Below are 16,887 nucleotides of genomic sequence, written 5' to 3'. Positions count from 1 at the left end.
CTGTCGATCGACGTTCCAATCCCGATAATAGGACGATCGCGTTTTCAATCCGGAGGACCCATGGCCGTCATCGACCGACTCGCCCCCCTGCGCGCCCATCGGGGCCGTCGCCGCACCCAGGGCCTGGACGACGCCACCATCGCCCGTTTCGCCGCCACCCACGCCGAACTGATCGAGGCGATCGAGGCCGCCGAACAGGAATACCGGCGGCTGAAGGACGACTTCGCCGACCTGCTCGACCTCGACGAGGACGCCCAGGTCCAGGCGGTGCAGGCCGGCTACGTCAACTTCTACCCGGACGACGCGGTCAACCCCTACGTCGCCCTGGCCGCGCGCGGCCCCTGGGTGGTGACGCTGAAAGGCGCGGTGGTGCACGACTCCGGCGGCTACGGCATGCTCGGCTTCGGCCACGCCCCCAAGCCGGTGCTGGCGGCGCTGGCCCGGCCGCAGGCGATGGCCAACATCATGACCCCGTCGCTGTCGCAGCTGCGCTTCGCGCGCGCGCTGCGCGCGGCGGTCGGCCTGTCCCGCGGCGGCTGCCCGTACGAGAAGTTCCTGTGCCTGAACTCGGGCTCGGAGGCGGTCTCGCTGGCCTCGCGCATCGTCGACGCCAACGCCAAGCTGATGACCGACCCGGGCGCCCGCCATGCCGGCCGCACGATCAAGCGCCTGGTGGTCAAGGGCAGCTTCCACGGCCGCACCGAGCGCCCGGCGCTGTACTCGGACTCCACCCGCAAGACCTACCTGCAGCACCTGGCCAGCTTCCGCGGCGAGGACAGCGTGCTGGCCGTGGCGCCGTACGACATCGACGCGCTGAAGCAGGCCTTCGCCGACGCCGACGCCCGCGGCTGGTTCATCGAGGCGATGTTCCTCGAGCCGGTGATGGGCGAAGGCGATCCGGGCCGCGGCGTGCCGGTCGAGTTCTACGCCGCCGCGCGCGAGCTGACCCGCGCCCATGGCGCGCTGCTGCTGGTCGATTCGATCCAGGCCGGCCTGCGCGCGCACGGCGTGCTGTCGATCGTCGACTACCCGGGCTTCGAGCGCGTCGACGCGCCCGACATGGAGACCTACTCGAAGGCGCTCAACGCCGGCCAGTACCCGCTGTCGGTGCTGGCGGTGAGCGCCGGCGCGGCCGCGCTGTACAAGAAGGGCCTGTACGGCAACACCATGACCAGCAACCCGCGCGCGCTCGACGTCGCCTGCGCGGTGCTGGAGATGGTCACGCCGGCGGTGCGCGAGAACATCCGCGCGCGCGGCCAGGAGGCGCTGGAGAAGCTGGAGCAGCTCAAGGCCGAGCTCGGCGGCGCGATCGTCAAGGTCCAGGGCACCGGCCTGCTGTTCTCCTGCGAACTGTCGCCGCAGTACAAGTGCTACGGCGCGGGTTCGACCGAGGAGTGGCTGCGCGAGCACGGCATCGGCGTGATCCACGGCGGCGCCAACTCGCTGCGCTTCACCCCGACCTTCGGCATCACCGGCGAGGAACTCGACCTGCTGGTGTCGATGGTCGGGCGCGCGCTGCGCGAAGGCCCGCGCGCGCAGCAGGCCGCGGCGGCCTGACCCCGGGCGGCGGCGGGCCTCCGCGAGCCCGCGCCGGTCCCCGCCGTCCGTCGTCGCGCTTGCCGGCCGCCTCGCGCGCGGCGAAGCGCGGCGTGGGGCGCGCGGATCGGCGCCCGCGCCGCGCGCCGCATCGCTCCAGCCGGCCAACCCGACCGGATCGCGTCCGCGCGGCAGGCCCTTGCGGACGCGGAAGAACGCCTCGGTGCGGTCGCGCGCAGCATCGCGCGCGCCTTCCCCGGGATGACCACGGCGCCTCGCACGCCGGCGGCGGCCACCCACGGCGGCCGCGACCGCGGGGCTCGGGGAAGCCTGGCGCGAGCCGGCTTTCTCGCCCCCGCTTCCACGGGCGGCCGGGTTTGCCCCAGACTTCGGCAGGTCGCACCGTGGAACCGCGCATGAAGATCGTCGAAGTCCGCCACCCGCTGGTCCAGCACAAGCTGGGCCTGATGCGCCGCGCCGACAACAGCACCAAGAGCTTCCGCGAGCTCGCCTCCGAGGTCGCCACCCTGCTCACTTACGAGGCCACCGCCGACCTGGAGACCGAGGAGGTCGTGGTCGAAGGCTGGGCCGGCCCGGTGGCCACGCGCCGGATCAAGGGCGCGAAGGTGACGCTGGTGCCGATCCTGCGCGCCGGCCTGGGCATGCTGCCGGGCGTGCTGGACCTGATCCCCGCGGCCAAGGTCGGCGTGGTCGGGCTGCAGCGCGACGAGAAGACCCTGCAGCCGGTGGGCTACTACGAGAAGCTGACCGGGCGCATGGACGAGCGCACCGCGATCGTGCTCGACCCGATGCTCGCCACCGGCGGCACCCTGGTCGCGACCGTGGACATGCTCAAGGCCGCCGGCTGCCGGCGCATCAAGGGCCTGTTCCTGGTCGCCGCGCCGGAGGGGCTGCGCGCGCTCGGGGCGCGGCATCCGGACGTCGAGGTCTACACCGCCGCGGTCGACGAACGGCTCAACGAGGTCGGCTACATCCTGCCCGGGCTGGGCGACGCCGGCGACAAGATCTTCGGCACCCGCCACGAGGCCTGACCCGAGGCGCTCGCTTCCGGCGAAAGCAGGCGCCCGTGCCCGTTTTCGTCCGGGGAAAGGCCCGGTGACTCCACTCCGCTCGCCATTCCCGCGCAAGCGGAAACGGGCGTCCCGGCTTGTGGGAAGGCACAGCATTCCGCTTTCACGGGGATGGCGGCGATCGTTCACCTTCCCCAGGCCGCGACACGCACCGCGAAGCGCTGGCGGGCAACGGCCGAGGGAGCGCGATGCTCTGCGCGCCCCGGCCGGCGGCGAAGGCTGTTGGATTCAGCGTCTGCGGCGCCGCCAGCGCCTGAGCAGCACCGCCAGCAGGGCCAGCATGGCCACGCCGCCGCCGAGCAGCCACGGCAGCAGCCGCGCCTCCTCGCGCACCGGCAGTTCGACGGCCTCGCCCGCGCGCGCCGCCTGCTGCGCCGCGCGCTCGGGCGGCACCGCCAGGCGCCAACGCCCCTCGCGCAGCTCCACCTTGCCGTCCAGCGCCGGCAGGCGCAGCTCGCGCCAGCGGATGCGCAGATCGCCGATGCGCGGCTCGAGCGGATTCTCGGCGCTGGTCAGCCCGTCGCCCTCGGGCTGGAACGATGCGGCGAGGTTCGCCGGCAGGCGCGAGAAGTTCGGCCGGAACGTACGCCACTGCCCCAGCACCTGCAGCACCTCGCGGTCGATCGGCCTGCCGTCGAGGGTCGCGTCCTCGGCCCACCAGCGGCGGTTCTCCAGCGGCAGCCGCGGCGGGTTCGCGTGGCCGGGCGCGAAGCCCGACGAATCGATCGGCGCGGCGTTCCAGACCCGCGCGTAGCCGCCGTCCGCCGCGCGCCATTGGAACATCTCGACCTGGCGCTCGAGGCCGAACTGGCGGCTGCGCACGCCGAAGTCCGGGTCGCGCGGCGCCGCGCCCGGCTGCGGCGGCGGCAACGGCGCCGCCGCGTCCGCCGCCTCCCGCGCCGCGGCGGCGGCGAGCGTCGGCAGCAACAAGAGGCCCGTCAGCCAGGCCGCGCGGCGGCTCATGCGGCCAGCGCCCTCGCGTGCAGCGCCGGCACTTCGTGCGCGGTGGCGTAGCGGCCCCTCTCGTCGCGCACCACCTGCGCCAGCGCGCAGTGCGGGTCGTGGGTGAAGAACAGATGCACGTTGCGTTCCAGCTTGTCGGCCAGGAACGCCTGCTTCTCGTCGATCAGCAGCTCGGCGTTGCGGTCGTAGCCCATGGTGATCGGCACGTGCACCCACGGCCGGCCGGGGACCAGGTCGGAGCAGAACACCACGCCGCCGTGCGCGCGGCCGTCCACGCTCTCGGGGCCGACGATCTCCGCCAGCATCAGCCCCGGCGTGTGGCCGTCGCTGTAGTGGAAACGCACGCTGCGGCCCAGCGCCTGCGAATGCTCGCCCTCGACCAGTTCGAGCCGGCCGCTGGCCTCGAGCAGGCCGGGCAGTTCGGGGATGAAGCTGGCGCGGTCGCGCGGGTGCGGCGCGCGGGCGCGCTCCCAGTGCCGCCGCCCGACCAGGTAGGTGGCGTTCGGGAACAGCAGCCGCGGCGGCTGCCCCTCCTGCCACGGCGCGAGCAGGCCGCCGGCGTGGTCGAAGTGCAGGTGCGAGAGCACCACCGCGTCGATGTCCTCCGGGGCGAAGCCGGCCGCGGCCAGCGAGTCGAGCAGGACGTGGCGGTCTTCGTTCACGCCGTAGCGCTCGCGCAGCTTGGGCTCGAAGAACGCGCCGATGCCGGTCTCGAACAGCACGGTCTTGCCCGCCAGCGGGGTGGCCAGCAGCGCGCGGCAGGCCAGGTCGATGCGGTTGCGCTCGTCCGGCGCCATCCACTTCGCCCACATCGCCCGCGGCGCGTTGCCGAACATGGCCCCGCCGTCGAGCTTCTGACTGTTGCCGAGCAGCGACCAGAGTTTCATGCCTGCTTACCGCGTGTCGTGATGATCCCGATTCTACTGCCGCGCGGGGCGGAAGCCGATGCCGGCGAGCCCGGAGCAGCGCGCCGTGCCCGGGGCTGCGCCGCGATCCGGCACCGCCGCAGGCGGCCCGAACGAGGCCGTGCCCGGGGCTCGCCGACTGCCTGGGCACGGCCGACGCGGACGCGTTACCGCGTTTCGCCCGCGTCGTCCGGCGCGGCCGCGTAACGCTTGAGCTCGCCGAGCATCTCCCACGACTTCAGCCCGCGCGGCCCCAGATGATGCGCCAGCACCACGCGCAGGCTGCGGCGCAGCCCGGGCAGGTCCTCGGCGGCGGGCGCGCGGTCCTCGGCCAGGGCGAGCAGCGCGCGGCCGGTCGCGGCGCCGCGGCGGTCGTCATGGCCGCGGTCGCTGAGCAGGCGGCGTGGGCCGTGCTCGGGATCGAGGCGATAGCGCGCCGCCGGGTCGATCGGCTCGCCGTCGCCGTCGTGGGCCCAGTCGAAGCCGACGCCGAGCGCGTCGAGCAGGTCGCGCTCGTAGCGGCGCAGGGTCCAGCCCAGCGGCTCGCCCGCCCCCAGGCGCGCGCGGGCCCGCGCGTAGGCGGCGTACAGCTCGGGCGAGGGGTCGTGGCGCGGCGCCAGGCGCAAGGTGAGCTCGTTGAGGTAGAAGCCGGCCAGCATCGCCTCGCCGGCCAGGCGTGGCGCGGCGTCGGTGGCCTCGGCCTGGATCAGGCGCGCCAGCTCGCCGGTCTGCACCGCATCGAAGCGGATCGCCTGCAGCGGCTGCAACGCGGCGCGCAGCGCGTGCCGCTTCGGCCCCTGCACGCCGCGCGCGACCAGCCCGAGCCGGCCGTGCTCCGCGGTCAGCACCTCGACCAGCAGGCTGGTCTCGCGCCAGGGCCGCGCGTGCAGGACGAAGGCGGGTTCGGCGCTGTAGCGCATGGGCCAGGCCTGGTCAGGAGGAACGAGTCAACAGGAGCGCGCGGAGGCGGCGGCACGGGCGGTTCCACTCGTTCCTCCCCGCTCGCACCCGCCTGCTCAATCGTGGTAGCCGAACGCGCGCAGCGCCGCCTCGTCGTCGCTCCAGCCTTCGCGCACGCGCACCCAGGTCTGCAGGAACACCTTGCTGCCGAACAGCTTCTCCATCTGCTGGCGGGCGCGGGCGCCGATCTCGCGCAGGCGCTCGCCGCCCTTGCCGATCACGATGGCCTTCTGGCCGTCGCGCTCGACCCAGATCACCGCGCCGATGCGCAGCAGCGCGCCGTCCGTCTCGAAGCGCTCGATCTCGACCGTGGTCGCGTACGGCAGTTCCTCGCCGAGCTGGCGCATCAGCTGTTCGCGCACCATCTCGCCGGCGAGGAAGCGCTGGCTCTTGTCGGTGATCTCGTCCTCGCCGTAGAGCGGCTGCTGCCCGGGCAGCAGCGCCAGCACATCCTTGACCAGCGCCTCCAGGCCCTTGCGCTTGAGCGCGGAGACCGGATGCACCGCGGCGAACTCGCGGCCTTCGCTGACCTGGGCCAGGTACGGCAGCAATGCCGCCTTGTCCTTGACCCGGTCGACCTGGTTGACCACCAGCACCACCGGCAGGCCGGCGCCGCGCAGCACGTCGTAGGCGAAGGCGTCGGCCTCGTCCCAGTGGCCGGCGCGCACCACCAGCATCGCCGCGTCCACGCCCTCCAGGGCGCCGCGCGCGGCGCGGTTCATCCAGCGGTGCATCGCGGTGGCGGTGGACTTGCCCTGGTCGCGGTGCAGGCCCGGCGTATCGACCAGCACCAGCTGCCCCTCCGGGAAGGTGGCGATGCCGAGCAGGCGATGGCGGGTGGTCTGCGGGCGCGCCGAGGTGATGCTGATCTTGGCGCCGACCAGGGCGTTGACCAGGGTCGACTTGCCGACGTTGGGTCGGCCGATCACGGCGACGTGGCCGGCGCGGTAGGCGGATGCGTTCATCGCGTGGATTGTAGTGCCGGGAGCGGAGGCGCGGGATCGCGGATCGCCGCCTTCGCTCTGCGGACCCGTCTTCGCGTCCCAATCTCGCTGGGAAGCAGCCGGAGGCATGGGCAGCCCGGAAACTCCACTGGCGGCCGCGCAGCGGAAGCGCTGCGACAGGAAGGCAGTCCGCAGAGGCGGCGAAATTCAGCGAGTCCGCCGCTCCGGTAGCGATACGAGGGCCGGCTCCGCTCGACCCGGGTCAGTCCCGCGCCTGCAGCCGCTCCAGCGCCGCCTCGGCGGCGATCTGCTCGGCGGCGCGACGCGAACCGGCGACGCCCTCGGTCGCCAGCGGCGGCTGGGACAGCGTGCAGCTGACGTGGAAACGCTTGGCGTGCTCCTCGCCGCTCTCGGCCAGCAGGGCGTAGGTCGGCAGCGGCTTCTGCCGCGCCTGCAGCCATTCCTGCAACCTCGTCTTGGCGTCCTTGCCGACCTTGTGCGGCGGCGGCAACGCGGCGATCGCCTCCTCGAACCAGGGCAGCACCACCGCCCGGCAGGTCTCGAAGCCGGCGTCGAGGTAGACCGCCGCGACCACCGCCTCCAGCGCGTCGGCCAGGATCGAATCGCGGCGATGCCCGCCGGACTTCATCTCGCCCGGCCCCAGGGTCAGGTGGTCGCCCAATTCCAGCCGGCGCGCGATCGGCGCCAGCGCCGACTCGCGCACCAGCTCGGCGCGGGCGCGGGTCAGCGCGCCCTCGTCGGCGCTGGGCCAGTGCCGGTACAGCGCCTCGGCGACGATCAGGTTGACCAGTGCGTCGCCGAGGAATTCCAGGCGCTCGTTGTGCGGCGCGCCGGCGCTGCGGTGGGTCAGCGCCCGCTGCAGCAGCTCGCGATCCGCGAAACGGTGGCCGATGCGCTCACTCAAAGCCGTCGCGGCGCAGGTCCTGCGTCGCCTGGAAATGGCCGACCACGTCGATGTTGGCGATCAGCGGCCGGCGCACTTCGTAGTCCACCGTCATCACGTAGCCGGCGTCCTTGCGCGCGATCTTCACGTTCTCGGACTTCACGTTCTCCGCGTAGCTGATGTACAGGCGGCGGAAGAATAGGTCCTTGATCTTGGCCGGATCCTGCTGGGTGATCCCGGCCTCCTTCGACAGCTCCTTCAGCGCCTGCTTGACCGCGAAGTACTCCGAATACATCGGGATCAGCTTCATCCCCATGTAGATGAACACGCCGACCACGGCCAGCACCAGGATGAACCCGATCAGGGTCATGCCGCTCTGCGTACGCTTCATGTCGCCAACTCCCCTTGGTGTGATCGCGCCCGCCGCTCCCCGCGACGGCCGCGCCGATTACGGAATCCGGTTGCCGATGCGCGAGAAGTCTACGTCCCCGCCGTCGAAGTTCATCCAGATCAGGAACGCCTTGCCGCGCAGGTTCTGTTCCGGCAGGAAGCCCCAGTATCGGCTGTCCTCGCTGTTGTCGCGGTTGTCGCCCATCACGAAATAATGCCCCGGCGGCACCACCCAGTCGCCCTCGCCCTGGTCCAGGAACGGCAGGTCGGTGCGCTCCAGGACGTCGTGCTCGCGGCCGAGCAGGTTTTCGCGCAGTTCCTCGGCGCCGGTCATCTCCGCGCCGTTGCCGCGCCCCTGGTACACCCCGATCGACCGGTAGGCCAGCGGGCGGCCGTTCACCGTCACCTGATTGTCGTGGTAGCCGATGCGGTCGCCGGGCAGGCCGATCACGCGCTTGATCCAGTCCTGGTCGGGGTGGTGCGGCGGCCGGAACACGACCACGTCGCCGCGCTGCGGCTCGCCGAGGGCGACGAACTTCTTGTTGGTGATCGGCAGGCGCAGGCCGTAGGCGAATTTGTTGACCAGGATGAAGTCGCCGGTCAACAGCGTCGGCATCATCGAATTGGACGGGATCCGGAACGGTTCGGCGACGAAGCTGCGCAGGATCAGCACCACCGCCAGCACCGGGAAGAACGCCTTGGAGTAGTCGACGACCACCGGCTCCCTGCCCTCTTCCAGCAGCCCCTGGCGGGCGGCGCGGCGCTTGGCGAGGACCAGCTTGTCGAGCAGCCAGACCAGGCCGGTGAACAGGGTCAGGACGACCAGGGCGATTTCAAACCAACGCATGCACGCTCCTTTGGAGCCGGGGTTCGGGATTCGGGAGGCGCGGTTCGCACGGACCGCGGGCCGGCGGGTCGCTCCCCGGCGAACCGGCCGGGCCGAGCATAGCCGGGGAACCGCCGCGCGTCATTGCGCGATCGGTCGGCCAGGCCGACCGGGAAGACGCGCGCGGAACCGGCCGCGGCCGCGCTCCGGCGCCCTGCCCGCCCCGGCGCCCGGCCTCACTTGTTGTCCACCTGCAGCACCGCGAGGAAGGCCTCCTGCGGGATCTCGACGCGGCCGACCTGCTTCATCCGCTTCTTGCCTTCCTTCTGCTTCTCCAGCAGCTTCTTCTTGCGGGTGACGTCGCCGCCGTAGCACTTGGCCAGCACGTTCTTGCGCAGCGCCTTGACCGTGGTGCGGGCGATGATCTGCGAGCCGATCGCGGCCTGGATCGCCACGTCGAACATCTGCCGCGGGATCAGGTCCTTCATCTTCTCGCACAGCTCGCGGCCGCGGCGGTCGGCGTGGCTGCGGTGGCAGATGATCGACAGCGCGTCGACCTTGTCGCCGTTGATCAGCGTATCCACGCGCACGAACGGGCCCGGCTCGAAGCGCAGGAAGTGGTAGTCCAGCGAGGCGTAGCCGCGGCTGACCGACTTGAGCTTGTCGAAGAAATCCAGCACCACCTCGGCCATCGGCAGCTCGTAGCTGATCTGCACCTGCCCGCCCATGTAGGTGATGCCGATCTGCACGCCGCGCTTCTCCTCGCACAGCGTGATCACGTTGCCGACGTAGTCGGGCGGGGTGAGGATGTTGGCGCGGATGATCGGTTCGCGGATCTCCTCGATCTGGTTCACCGGCGGCAGCTTGGCCGGGTTGTCCATCGGCACGAGGGTGCCGTCGGTCTTGAGCACCTCGTAGATGACCGTGGGCGCGGTGGTGATCAGGTTGAGGTCGTATTCGCGCTCCAGCCGTTCCTGCACGATCTCCATGTGCAGCATGCCGAGGAAGCCGCAGCGGAAGCCGAAGCCCATCGCCTCGGAGCTCTCCGGCTCGAAGCGCAGCGCGGCGTCGTTGAGGCGCAGCTTCTCCAGCGCCTCGCGCAGGTCCGGGTAGTCCTCCGCGTCGACCGGGAACAGGCCGGCGAACACGCGCGGCTGCATTTCCTGGAAGCCGGGCAGCGGCTTGGGCGCGGGATCGTTGGCCAGGGTCAGGGTGTCGCCGACCGGCGCGCCGTGCACGTCCTTGATCGACGCGGTGACCCAGCCGACCTCGCCCGCGCCGAGCCGGTCCAGGACCTTGCGCTTGGGCGTGAACACGCCGACCTGGTCGACCTGGTGGGTGCGGCCGGTCGACATCACCAGCAGCTTGTCGCCCGGCTTGATCTCGCCCTGCATCACCCGCACCAGCGAGACCACGCCCAGGTAGTTGTCGAACCAGGAGTCGATGATCAGCGCCTGCAGCTTGTCGGTGTCGCGCGGCTTGGGCGGTGGGATGCGGTGGACGATGGCCTCGAGCACCTCGACCACGTTGAGGCCGGTCTTGGCGCTGATCGCCACCGCGTCGGACGCGTCGATGCCGATCACCGCCTCGATCTCGCCCTTGGCGCGCTCGATGTCGGCCGTGGGCAGGTCGATCTTGTTGAGCACCGGCACGACTTCCAGGCCCTGCTCCACCGCGGTGTAGCAGTTGGCCACCGACTGCGCCTCCACGCCCTGGGCGGCGTCGACCACCAGCAGCGCGCCCTCGCAGGCGGCCAGCGAGCGGCTGACCTCGTAGCTGAAGTCGACGTGGCCGGGCGTGTCGATGAAGTTGAGGTGGTAGACCCGGCCGTCGCGCGCCTTGTACGGCAGCGAGACCGACTGCGCCTTGATGGTGATGCCGCGCTCGCGCTCGATCGGATTGGAGTCGAGCACCTGCGCCTCCATCTCGCGCGCCTCCAGGCCGCCGCAGATCTGGATGATGCGGTCGGCGAGCGTCGACTTGCCGTGGTCGACGTGGGCGATGATCGAGAAGTTGCGGATCTGCTGCATGGGAGCGGCGCGCGGCCTGCGGAAACCGGAGAGAACGTGGAATTATCGCACAGGCCTGCGCCGGGACCGTGGCCGCCGGCCCGGTGCCGGGCCGGCCGCGACGGCGGAGGCGCGAACGAAGGGGACGAGGCGCGCGTCCGCGTCCGGCGTTCCGCACGGCGACGCGAGCGGCGCGCGCCGCGGCCGGTGCCGCGGCGCGGGCGGCCGGCTCAGTCCCGCTCGGGAACGGTGACCGCCTTGTACTGGGTCAGGTTGCCGCGGCGGATCAGCAGCATCACCGTGTCGCCGGGCTTGGCCGCCGCCAGCTCGCGGCCGAGCGCGGCGGCGGACCCCACCGACTTGCGCCCGACCGACAGCACCACGTCGCCTGGCCGCAGGCCGGCCTCGGCCGCGGCGTCGCCGCGCACGCCGGCGACCAGCACGCCCTCGTCCCTGCGCAGGTTCAGGCGCTGGCGCTGCTCGGCGCTCAGGTCCTGCAGCGCCAGGCCGAACGGGTTGGCCGGCGCCGCGGCGCCGCCGCGCGCCGGCTGGTCCGCGCCGTCCGCAGCCGTGGCGACGGCCCCGCCTTCGAGCTCGTCCAACACCACCGGGACCTCGATCGTGCGGCCGTTGCGGAACACCGAGAGGCGCACCTGGGTGCCCGGCGCCTTGCCGCCGATCAGCGGCGGCAGGTCGGCGTTGGTGTCGACCGGGCGGCCGTCGACCGCGCGGATCACGTCGCCCGGCTCCAGCCCGGCCTTGTCCGCCGCGCTGCCCGGCGCGACCTGGTTGACCAGCGCGCCGCGGGTGTCGGGCAGGCCGAAGCCGCGCGCCTTCTGCCCGTCGATCTGCTCCACCGTCACGCCGAGCATGCCGCGGCTGACCCGGCCCTTGGCGCGCAGCTGCTCGGCCGCGTTCATCGCCACGTCGATCGGGATGGCGAAGCTCACGCCCATGTAGCCGCCGGAGTTGCTGAAGATCTGCGAGTTGATGCCGACCACCTCGCCGCCGGTGTTGAGCAGCGGGCCGCCGGAGTTGCCGCGGTTGATCGCCACGTCGGTCTGGATGAAGGGCACGTACTGCTGGTTCGCGTACGGATTGCTGCGCCCGACCGCGCTGACGATGCCGGCGGTGACCGAGTGGTCGAGGCCGAACGGCGAGCCGATCGCGATCACCCACTGGCCCGGCTTGGTCGAGTCCGCGCGCGCCGCGCGCAGGAACGGCAGGCCCTTGGCGTCGATCTTGAGCAGGGCGACGTCGGACTGCTCGTCGGTGCCGATCACCTTGGCCTCGAACTCGCGCCGGTCGGACAGCAGCACCTTGACCTTGTCCGCGCCTTCGACCACGTGGTGGTTGGTCAGCACGTAGCCGTCGTCGGAAATCAGGAAGCCGCTGCCGAGCGAGACGCCGCCGCCGCCCGGCCCCGGCGGCATCGGCCCCGGGAACGGCAGGTCGTCGCCGAAGAAGCGGCGGAAGATCTCGGGGATGTCCGCGTCCGGCATGCCGCCGCGGGCGCGGCGCGGCGCCACCTCGGCGCGGATGTTGACCACCGCCGGGCCGACCCGCTGCACCAGCGCGGTGAAGTCGGGCAAGCCGCTGACCAGCGGCGGCGCCGGGGTCGCGGCAGGCGGCGGCGCGATCGGCGTCGACGGCGGCTGCGCGGAGCACGCGGTCGGCAACAGCGCGACGATCGCGCCGGCCAGGGCTAGGGAACGAAACGGACGGTTCATCGGGGCGGCCTCGGGGACGATTGCCTCGGAAACGGGTTCAAGGGGGCCGTGCGGCCGGCGCGCCGGCCGCTGCGGATCCGGTGGGAGCGCGACCGCGGCGTCAGGGCCGCGGCGCCGTGGGCTCGGACGGGAGGCGTGCGCCGGGCGGCGGCGCCGGCACCGGCTCGAACGGATAGAACGAAGGCTGCGCGCCGTCGCCGTAGCGGGCGTTGAATTCGCCGCCCGAGGAGTACTGCGGCAGCACCGCGCGCGGCCACGGCCGCGGCGTCGCCTCGTGCGCGGGCGGCAGGAACGGATCGCCCGCCCGCGCGCCGGATGGCATGGGCTCCGCGCCCGCGACCAGCACCGGCGGCGCGGCGGCGCGTTCGGCCGCGCTCCGCCGCGCGGCGCGCGCACCGGCCTCGTCGCCGGCGCGCGCCTTGCCGTTGCGACGCTCCAGCGCGCGGCGCGGCGCTTCGGCCGCGGCGACCGCGCCCAACGCGAGCTCGGCCGCAGGTACCCGCGGGGCCGGGGCGGACGTGGCCGCCGGAGCCGGCGTAGGCTCCGCGGGCGCCGGCCTCGCGCTCGCCACCGGCGTCGACGCGGGCGCCGCCGGCCCGGCGTCCTGCGACAGCGGCCGGCTCACGAACAGCGCCGCGACGGCGACCGATGCGGCGAGCGCGCCGCCGATCCAGGCGCGTCGGCCGAGCGCGCCGCCGGTGCCGGTCGCGGCCCGCGCCTGCTCGGAGCGCCCGTCCTCGGCGATGGCGGCGGCGACGCGCTCGGCGAAGCCGCCCGGCGCGAGCGCGGCGGCCTGGCCGCGCAGCACGTCGCCGTACAGCTGCCAGCGGCCGCAGGCGCGGCGCCACTGCTCGTCGTGGCCCAGGCGCCTGAGCGCGAAGCGCGCGGCGTCGCCCTGCAGTTCGCCGTCGAACAACGCACTGAGGGTTTCGCGGTCGTCGTCGTGGGATCGGATGTCGGCGGTCATCGCTTGGCGGTGTCGTTCGGATCGTGGTCCAGCAGGGGGCGCAGCTCGGCGTCGATCGCTTCGCGCGCCCGGAAGATGCGCGAGCGGACGGTGCCGATCGGGCACCCCATCTTTTGCGCGATCTCCTCGTAGCTCAGGCCGTCCACCTCGCGCAGGGTGATCGCGGCCCGCAGTTCCTCCGGCAGCGATTCGACCACGCGCATCACGGTGAGTTCGATCTCCTGCCGCAGCAGTTCATGTTCCGGCGTGTCGGTGTCGCGCAGGCGCGCGCCGACGTCGAAGTGCTCGGCCTCGCCGGCGTCGATGTCGTCCGCCGGCGGGCGGCGGTTCTGCGCGACCAGATGGTTCTTGGCGGTGTTCACGGCGATCCGGTGCAACCACGTATAGAACTGGGCGTCGCCGCGGAAGTTCGGCAGCGCCCGGTAGGCGCGGATGAAGGTTTCCTGCGCGACGTCCTGGCATTCGCTCCAGTCCGGAATGTAGCGCCCGATCAGCCCGGCGATCCGATGCTGGTACTTGCGCACCAAGGCATCGAAGGCCGCGCTGTCGCCGCGCTGGACACGCCTGACCAGCTCCTGGTCCAACTCCACGTCTTTGGGCAATGTTTCGGCCATACAGGGCCGGGCTCCTGATCAGCTCGGCCGTGGCCGAACGCTGTGACCGCCCTGCCGGGCGAAAGTTCAATCACGATCATTAATGGGGTCGGACGCGACCGCCGCAAGCGCCGAAGTCCCGCCCGCCGCGAGCGCCGGAAATCAAGCGCGCATTTGACTGCGGCGAAACATCCTCGGGATGATAACGGCCTCCCATACCTGAACGGATGGTGCCGAATGATCGCTGGCCTCGACGGTCTCCGTTTCCAGCACTGGCAGACCGAACTGCGCGCCGACGGCGTCCTGGTGCTGTCGTTCGACCGCGCCGGCGCGCCGGTCAACACCTTCGCCCAGGACGTGCTGATCGAACTGGACGCCTTGCTCGAACGGCTGGCGCTGGATCCGCCCCGGGGCGTGGTGCTGCGCTCGGCCAAGCCGAACGGCTTCATCGCCGGCGCCGACATCAAGGAGTTCCAGAGCTTCGACGCCATGGGCACGGTCGGCGACGCGATCCGCCGCGGCCAGCAGACCTTCCAGCGCCTGGCGGAACTGCCCTGCCCGACCGTGGCCGCGATCCACGGCTTCTGCATGGGCGGCGGCACCGAGATCGCCCTGGCCTGCCGCCACCGCGTCGCCAGCAACGATCCTTCGACCCGGATCGGCCTGCCGGAAGTGAAGCTCGGCATCTATCCGGGCTGGGGCGGCAGCGTGCGCCTGCCGCGCCTGATCGGCGCCCCGGCCGCGTTCGACCTGATGCTCACCGGGCGCTCGCTGTCGGCGTCGGCCGCGCGCGCGGCCGGCCTGGTCGACAAGGTCACCGATGCCTCGACCCTGGTCGACGTCGCCGCCGCCTACGCCCTGCGCGGCGCGGCGCGGCCGTTCAAGCAGCGCTTCCTCGGCTGGGCCACCAACACCTGGCCGGCGCGCAAGCTGCTCGCGCCGATGCTGGCCAAGCAGGTCGCGCGCAAGGCGCGCAAGGAGCACTACCCGGCGCCGTACGCGCTGATCGACACCTGGGCCAACAGCGGCGGCGGCATCCAGGCGCTGCTCGCGGCCGAGCGCAAGTCGGTGGTCAGGCTGGCCTCCACCCCGACCGCGCGCAACCTGATCCGGGTGTTCTTCCTGCAGGAGCGGCTGAAGGGCCTGGGCGGCAAGGAGCACGGCGTGCGCCGCGTGCACGTGGTCGGCGCCGGCGTCATGGGCGGCGACATCGCGGCCTGGTCGGCGTACAAGGGCTTCGAGGTGACCCTGCAGGACCGCGAGCAACGCTTCATCGACGCCGCGCTGGAGCGCGCGAAGGCGCTGTTCGAGAAGAAGGTGAAGGATGAGGCCAGGCGCGCCGAGACGGCGGCGCGGCTGAAGGGCGACCTCGCCGGCGACGGCGTCGCCGAGGCCGACCTGGTGATCGAGGCGATCATCGAGAAAGCGGAGGCCAAGCGCGAGCTGTACGCGGCGGTCGAGCCGCGGATGAAGGCGGACGCGCTGCTGACCACCAACACCTCGTCGATCCCGCTGAGCGAGCTGCGCGAGCACATCGCCCGGCCGGACCGGTTCGCCGGCCTGCACTACTTCAATCCGGTCGCGCTGATGCCGCTGGTCGAGATCATCCGCCACGACCAGGTCGCGGCGCAGACCGAGCAGCGCCTGGCGGCGTTCTGCAAGGCCATCGACAAGCTGCCGGTGCCGGTCGCCGGCACCCCGGGCTTCCTGGTCAACCGGGTGCTGTTCCCCTACCTGCTGGAGGCGGCGACCGCGTTCGCCGAAGGCATCCCGGGGGCGGCGATCGACAAGGCGGCGCTGAAGTTCGGCATGCCGATGGGGCCGATCGAGCTGATCGACACGGTCGGCCTGGACGTGGCGGCGGGCGTCGGCGCGGAGCTGGCGCCCTTCCTCGGCCTGCCGATTCCCCAGTCGCTGTCCGCCCCGCCGGAGCCCGGCCAGCGCGGCAAGAAGGACGGCCAGGGCCTGTACAAATGGGAGAACGGCAAGCCGGTCAAGCCGCAGTTGCCCAAGGATTACCGGATGCCGTCGGACCTGGAAGATCGCCTGATCCTGCCGCTGCTCAACGAAGCGGTGGCGTGCCTGCACGACGGCGTGGTCGCCGACGCCGACCTGCTCGACGCCGGCGTGATCTTCGGCACCGGCTTCGCGCCGTTCCGCGGCGGCCCGATCCAGTACGTGCGCGAGACCGGCGCCGACGCGCTGCTGGCGCGCCTGCAACAGCTGCACGCCCGTTACGGCGACCGTTTCGCGCCGCGCCCCGGCTGGGACAACCCGGCGCTGCGCGGCTGATTCGCGTCCCGGCCTTTGCGGCCGCAGCCGGCTGCGCCGGGACACCGTCGCCGCGGCTGCGCTTGTGCGCGCAAATGCGGTCGCGCCGCATCGATGCGCCGGCGCCCCTCTCCGGAGGATGCGCGGCAGCGGCTTCGGCGCTCGAGCGAAGACGCCAGCGCCAAGCTTGCGGTGTTCCGAGGCGGATACGTGCCGCGCACAGGCGCCTCGATGCCCGCGCTCGACGCCGCGCATGGGCGCGCGCGGGTTCGATCGATCGCACGCGGTGACGAACCGCAGCGACGGGGGCCGCGGCGCTCCCGGGCGCCCAATCCGGCCCGCGGGGCTGCGTTCCCGCGCCGCGACACGCGCGAGCGTGGACGCGCGACGCGCCCGCGTCGGAAACCGCGGGATGGCTTCGCGGGCAAATGCGCGTTCGCCGTAACGATGCGAGCCATCCCGCGATCAGGTCGTCGGGCAAGGTCAGGAGCGCCGGCACGAACAGGGCGGACGCCTTCCGCATGCGCGGTTCGCGGCGGCTCCGCGAGGTGGAGTTCGAGGTCGCGCAGCCCGGATCGCAACGCCGACCGCCCCGCGCCGAGGCGGACGTTCCGACGAGCGGCCGCGAGCTGGCCGCGCCGCCCGGCCAGCTCGCGCCGGCGTACGTTCGCGCATCCGCTGCCGCAGCCGCACCTGTAGCGCGGCCTGGGGCGGCAGCTCGGCCACGGACCGGTCGGCGCCTGATGCGGCCAGTTCCATTGCCTTGGCGTCGCCCCTGGCCTGCCGTCCCGCCGCGTC

Annotated in this window: 14 protein-coding genes; 3 read left to right on the top strand and 11 right to left on the bottom strand. The window is 72.5% G+C overall.

Annotation, left to right across the window (positions count from 1 at the left end; all coding sequences use genetic code 11):
* Nucleotides 1–60 precede the first annotated feature (60 nt).
* Both EDC50_RS02345 and upp read left to right on the top strand, forming a co-directional pair.
* A complete protein-coding gene (locus EDC50_RS02345; RefSeq protein ID WP_123768851.1) occupies nucleotides 61–1,557 on the top strand; it encodes an aminotransferase class III-fold pyridoxal phosphate-dependent enzyme in 1,497 nt (498 codons plus the stop codon).
* Nucleotides 1,558–1,952: 395 nt separating this feature from the next.
* Nucleotides 1,953–2,588: a uracil phosphoribosyltransferase gene (upp, locus tag EDC50_RS02340; protein WP_123768850.1), complete on the top strand. Its 636-nt coding sequence runs from the start codon at nucleotides 1,953–1,955 to the stop codon at nucleotides 2,586–2,588.
* A gap of 267 nt (nucleotides 2,589–2,855) precedes the next feature.
* On the opposite strand, the gene EDC50_RS02335 is transcribed toward upp, so the two are convergent.
* From EDC50_RS02335 to rpoE, 11 genes are all read right to left on the bottom strand, one after another.
* Nucleotides 2,856–3,590 carry a TMEM43 family protein gene (locus tag EDC50_RS02335; protein WP_123768849.1) on the bottom strand — a complete coding sequence of 245 codons (735 nt, stop codon included), beginning with the start codon at nucleotides 3,588–3,590 and terminating at the stop codon, nucleotides 2,856–2,858.
* The gene (locus tag EDC50_RS02330) at nucleotides 3,587–4,477 is read right to left on the bottom strand and encodes an MBL fold metallo-hydrolase (protein ID WP_123768848.1); all 891 of its coding nucleotides are present in this window, start codon (nucleotides 4,475–4,477) and stop codon (nucleotides 3,587–3,589) included. The genes EDC50_RS02335 and EDC50_RS02330 overlap by 4 nt, the downstream gene beginning before the upstream one ends.
* A gap of 185 nt (nucleotides 4,478–4,662) precedes the next feature.
* Nucleotides 4,663–5,415 (bottom strand): DNA repair protein RecO, encoded by a 753-nt coding sequence (gene recO / locus EDC50_RS02325; RefSeq protein WP_123768847.1) that lies wholly within the window; start codon nucleotides 5,413–5,415, stop codon nucleotides 4,663–4,665.
* A gap of 96 nt (nucleotides 5,416–5,511) precedes the next feature.
* On the bottom strand, nucleotides 5,512–6,420 hold the full coding sequence (gene era, locus EDC50_RS02320; RefSeq protein ID WP_123768846.1) for a GTPase Era: 909 nt from the start codon (nucleotides 6,418–6,420) through the stop codon (nucleotides 5,512–5,514).
* A gap of 241 nt (nucleotides 6,421–6,661) precedes the next feature.
* Complete coding sequence (rnc, locus tag EDC50_RS02315; protein ID WP_123768845.1) at nucleotides 6,662–7,324, bottom strand: ribonuclease III; 663 nt, start codon at nucleotides 7,322–7,324, stop codon at nucleotides 6,662–6,664.
* The gene (locus EDC50_RS02310) at nucleotides 7,317–7,694 is read right to left on the bottom strand and encodes a DUF4845 domain-containing protein (protein ID WP_123768844.1); all 378 of its coding nucleotides are present in this window, start codon (nucleotides 7,692–7,694) and stop codon (nucleotides 7,317–7,319) included. Before EDC50_RS02310 ends, rnc begins: the two co-directional genes overlap by 8 nt.
* 57 nt (nucleotides 7,695–7,751) lie before the next feature.
* Nucleotides 7,752–8,540: a signal peptidase I gene (gene lepB / locus EDC50_RS02305; protein ID WP_123768843.1), complete on the bottom strand. Its 789-nt coding sequence runs from the start codon at nucleotides 8,538–8,540 to the stop codon at nucleotides 7,752–7,754.
* A 215-nt stretch (nucleotides 8,541–8,755) separates the two neighbouring features.
* On the bottom strand, nucleotides 8,756–10,549 hold the full coding sequence (gene lepA / locus EDC50_RS02300) for a translation elongation factor 4 (protein WP_123768842.1): 1,794 nt from the start codon (nucleotides 10,547–10,549) through the stop codon (nucleotides 8,756–8,758).
* Between the two features lie 209 nt (nucleotides 10,550–10,758).
* Complete coding sequence (locus EDC50_RS02295; RefSeq protein WP_123768841.1) at nucleotides 10,759–12,258, bottom strand: DegQ family serine endoprotease; 1,500 nt, start codon at nucleotides 12,256–12,258, stop codon at nucleotides 10,759–10,761.
* A 100-nt stretch (nucleotides 12,259–12,358) separates the two neighbouring features.
* Entirely contained in the window at nucleotides 12,359–13,225 is an 867-nt protein-coding gene (locus EDC50_RS02290) for a sigma-E factor negative regulatory protein (protein WP_123768840.1), read from the bottom strand.
* Nucleotides 13,222–13,839 carry an RNA polymerase sigma factor RpoE gene (gene rpoE, locus EDC50_RS02285; protein WP_123768839.1) on the bottom strand — a complete coding sequence of 206 codons (618 nt, stop codon included), beginning with the start codon at nucleotides 13,837–13,839 and terminating at the stop codon, nucleotides 13,222–13,224. The genes EDC50_RS02290 and rpoE overlap by 4 nt, the downstream gene beginning before the upstream one ends.
* Before the next feature lie 216 nt (nucleotides 13,840–14,055).
* Here rpoE and EDC50_RS02280 point away from each other — a divergent pair, with 216 nt between their 5' ends.
* Complete coding sequence (locus EDC50_RS02280; protein ID WP_123768838.1) at nucleotides 14,056–16,110, top strand: 3-hydroxyacyl-CoA dehydrogenase NAD-binding domain-containing protein; 2,055 nt, start codon at nucleotides 14,056–14,058, stop codon at nucleotides 16,108–16,110.
* Nucleotides 16,111–16,887 lie beyond the last annotated feature (777 nt).

This window comes from Vulcaniibacterium tengchongense (assembly GCF_003814555.1).
Taxonomy (GTDB): domain Bacteria; phylum Pseudomonadota; class Gammaproteobacteria; order Xanthomonadales; family Xanthomonadaceae; genus Vulcaniibacterium; species Vulcaniibacterium tengchongense.
This window is presented reverse-complemented; position numbering and strand designations above follow the sequence as displayed.